General features: G+C 57.1%; 2 protein-coding genes. Both read left to right on the forward strand.

Features of this window, described 5'->3' with window-relative positions:
• Positions 1-74: 74 nt before the first annotated feature.
• Complete coding sequence (gene tnpA, locus ACOCD2_RS16305; RefSeq protein ID WP_293674860.1) at positions 75-506, forward strand: IS200/IS605 family transposase; 432 nt, start codon at positions 75-77, stop codon at positions 504-506.
• Between the two features lie 172 nt (positions 507-678).
• Complete coding sequence (locus ACOCD2_RS16310; RefSeq protein WP_293649866.1) at positions 679-2,583, forward strand: SdrD B-like domain-containing protein; 1,905 nt, start codon at positions 679-681, stop codon at positions 2,581-2,583.
• Positions 2,584-2,655 lie beyond the last annotated feature (72 nt).

A 2,655-nucleotide genomic window follows, 5' to 3' on the forward strand; every position in this document is an offset into this window, starting at 1 on the left:
GCGCCAGCTCTACACCGGATACTTGCCAGGGACTCTTGATTCCCAGTATCTGGGCGTATAGGTCTTTGTCTCTCATAGGGGATTACGATAATCTACCCACTCCATTTGGGGAAGAGCCCCATATTGTTTGGGTACCGAAATACCGCTATAGAGTGCTGACTGGAGACGTTGCCAGAGAAGTGCACAATTGTATTCAGGTGTATAGCAGTCGACTGGGATGTCGGGTAATCGAATTGAATGTGCAGCCAGATCATGTGCATCTGCTGGTGAAGGTGCCGCCAAAGGTGTCGATATCGAAGTTGCTTGGTGTGGTGAAAGGAAAAACTGCACTGCGGATTTTCACGAAATTTCCGTACCTACGGAACAAACCATATTGGGGCAATCATTTCTGGGCGAAAGGTTACTGCGTTGATACAGTAGGTGTAGATGCTGAGATGATACGGAAGTATGTAAAATACCAGGAGAAACAGGAACAACGCCAAGTTCAAATGGACTTGGGCAAGTAATCAATGAAATGGGATAACTCACCAGCCAGCCTTCTCAGAAGGCTGGCATCAAAGCCCCCTTATAGGGGGCAAAAGGCAAGTCTGCGTTCTAAGAACGCAGATTTTTACCCTCGGTGCCAGCGAGCACAATGAAACCACCGATGCCGGCCTGCGCCTGCAGGGTGGCAGCCGGGTGGCGAGCCTGGGTGACCGCGTCTGGTATGACACCAATGGCAATGGCCTTCAGGATACGGGAGAACCGGGATTGGCCGGCTTGCCGGCGGGTTCCTATTCACTGGAGTTCGTACCACCGGCCGGACATGTTTTCAGCCCCCAGGGTCAGGGTGGCAATTCGGCCATCGACAGTGATGCCGATCCGGTTTCTGGGTTCACCAGCGCAGTAACTCTGCAGGCTGGAGATGTCGTGACGGGCATCGATGCGGGTATGTTGGTTCCCCAGGTGCAGCCTGCGAGCCTGTCCGACCTTGTCTGGTACGACAGTGATGGCGATGGCATACAGGATACCGGCGAGTCCGGCCTGGGTGGTGTAACCGTCAGCCTTTACTCGGCGGCCAATCCGGGTACCGTACTGGCCACAGCTGTAACCGATGCTTCCGGACACTACCGTTTCGATGGCCTGCCTGCCGGTGACTACGTGCTGCAGTTCTCTGCGCCGGCAAACCACGTCATCAGTCCGGCAGGCCAGACAGGTGATGCTGCTGACAGCGATCCCGATCCCTCTACCGGCCTGACGGCAGCCGTCAGCCTGGTCGCAGGCGAAAACAACACGAATGTGGATGCCGGCATGTACGTGCCCAACGCCACCCTGCTGTCCATTGGGGATGTCGTCTGGAATGACCAGAATGGAGATGGTATCCAGGATGCCGGTGAATCGGGGCTGGCGGGCGTGGATGTGGTGCTGTACGACGCGCAGGGTAACGAGCTGCTGCGCATGACCACGCCGGCTGACGGTTCCTACCTGTTCGACAATCTTGCACCCGGTGACTACCGCGTCGAGGTGGATACCAGCACCTTGCCGGCGGGCATGATCCAAACGGGCGATCCCGATAGTGCGTTCGACTCTGCACATGACCTGATCGGCCAGAATACGCCTATCGACACCGTGGATTTCGGTTACCAGGCACAGGCTGCGGCCCTGAGCCTGGAGAAAAGCACCAACGGTGACAATGCGGATACTGCGCCGGGTATGAGCCTGCCGGTCGGTGCGGCCGTCACCTGGTCCTACCGGGTCGAAAATGTCGGCAATGTTCCCCTGACGGCAGTTGCTGTCACCGATGATCAGCTGCCTGATGCGGATATTTCCTGTCCGGTGGATGACAATGACAATGTCATCGATGACCTGTCCGTGGGTGATGTGGTGACCTGTATTGCAACCGGTACTGCCACAGCCGGACAATACACCAATACCGGTACCGCTTCGGGCACGCCCCCCAATGGTCCGCCGGTGACTGATACGGATCCATCCAACTATTTTGGTGAACAGATCGATTTGGAACTGACCAAGACGGTCAGTGCCGGCCCTCACAACGTGGGTGATACCGTGACCTTTACCATCCATGTGCTGAACAACGGTCCGAGCAATGCCACCGGCGTGGCGGTGCAGGACGTGGTGCCCAACGGCTATGCCAATATTGCAAATATCAGCAATGGCGGTACCGAAAGCAATGGCACCATCAGCTGGAGCGGGCTGAGCATCGCCAATGGCGGATCGGTGGACCTGACCTTCCAGGCCGTGATCCAGGCCAGCGGCAGCTACACCAACGTGGCGCAGGTCACGGCAGCCGACCAGCCGGATTCGGACTCCACCCCGGGCAACAGCGTGCCGGGCGAGGATGATCAGGACAGCGCCGTGGTCGTTCCCGGTGCAGTCATTGACATCAGTCTGGTCAAGACGGTTTCCGGTGGCCCGGACTACTATGCCGGGGATGTGGTTACTTTCACGCTGACAGTTTCCAATGCGGGCCCTGGCAATGCGACGGGTGTGGAGGTGACAGACCCTGTACCGGACGGCTATGAAGGCATCAACAATATGGCTCTTCCCCAAATGGAGTGGGTAGATTATCGTAATCCCCTATGAGAGACAAAGACCTATACGCCCAGATACTGGGAATCAAGAGTCCCTGGCAAGTATCCGGTGTAGAGCTGGCGC

It is taken from the genome of Thiolapillus sp., assembly GCF_048562965.1.
Classification (GTDB): domain Bacteria; phylum Pseudomonadota; class Gammaproteobacteria; order Chromatiales; family Chromatiaceae; genus Thiolapillus; species Thiolapillus brandeum_A.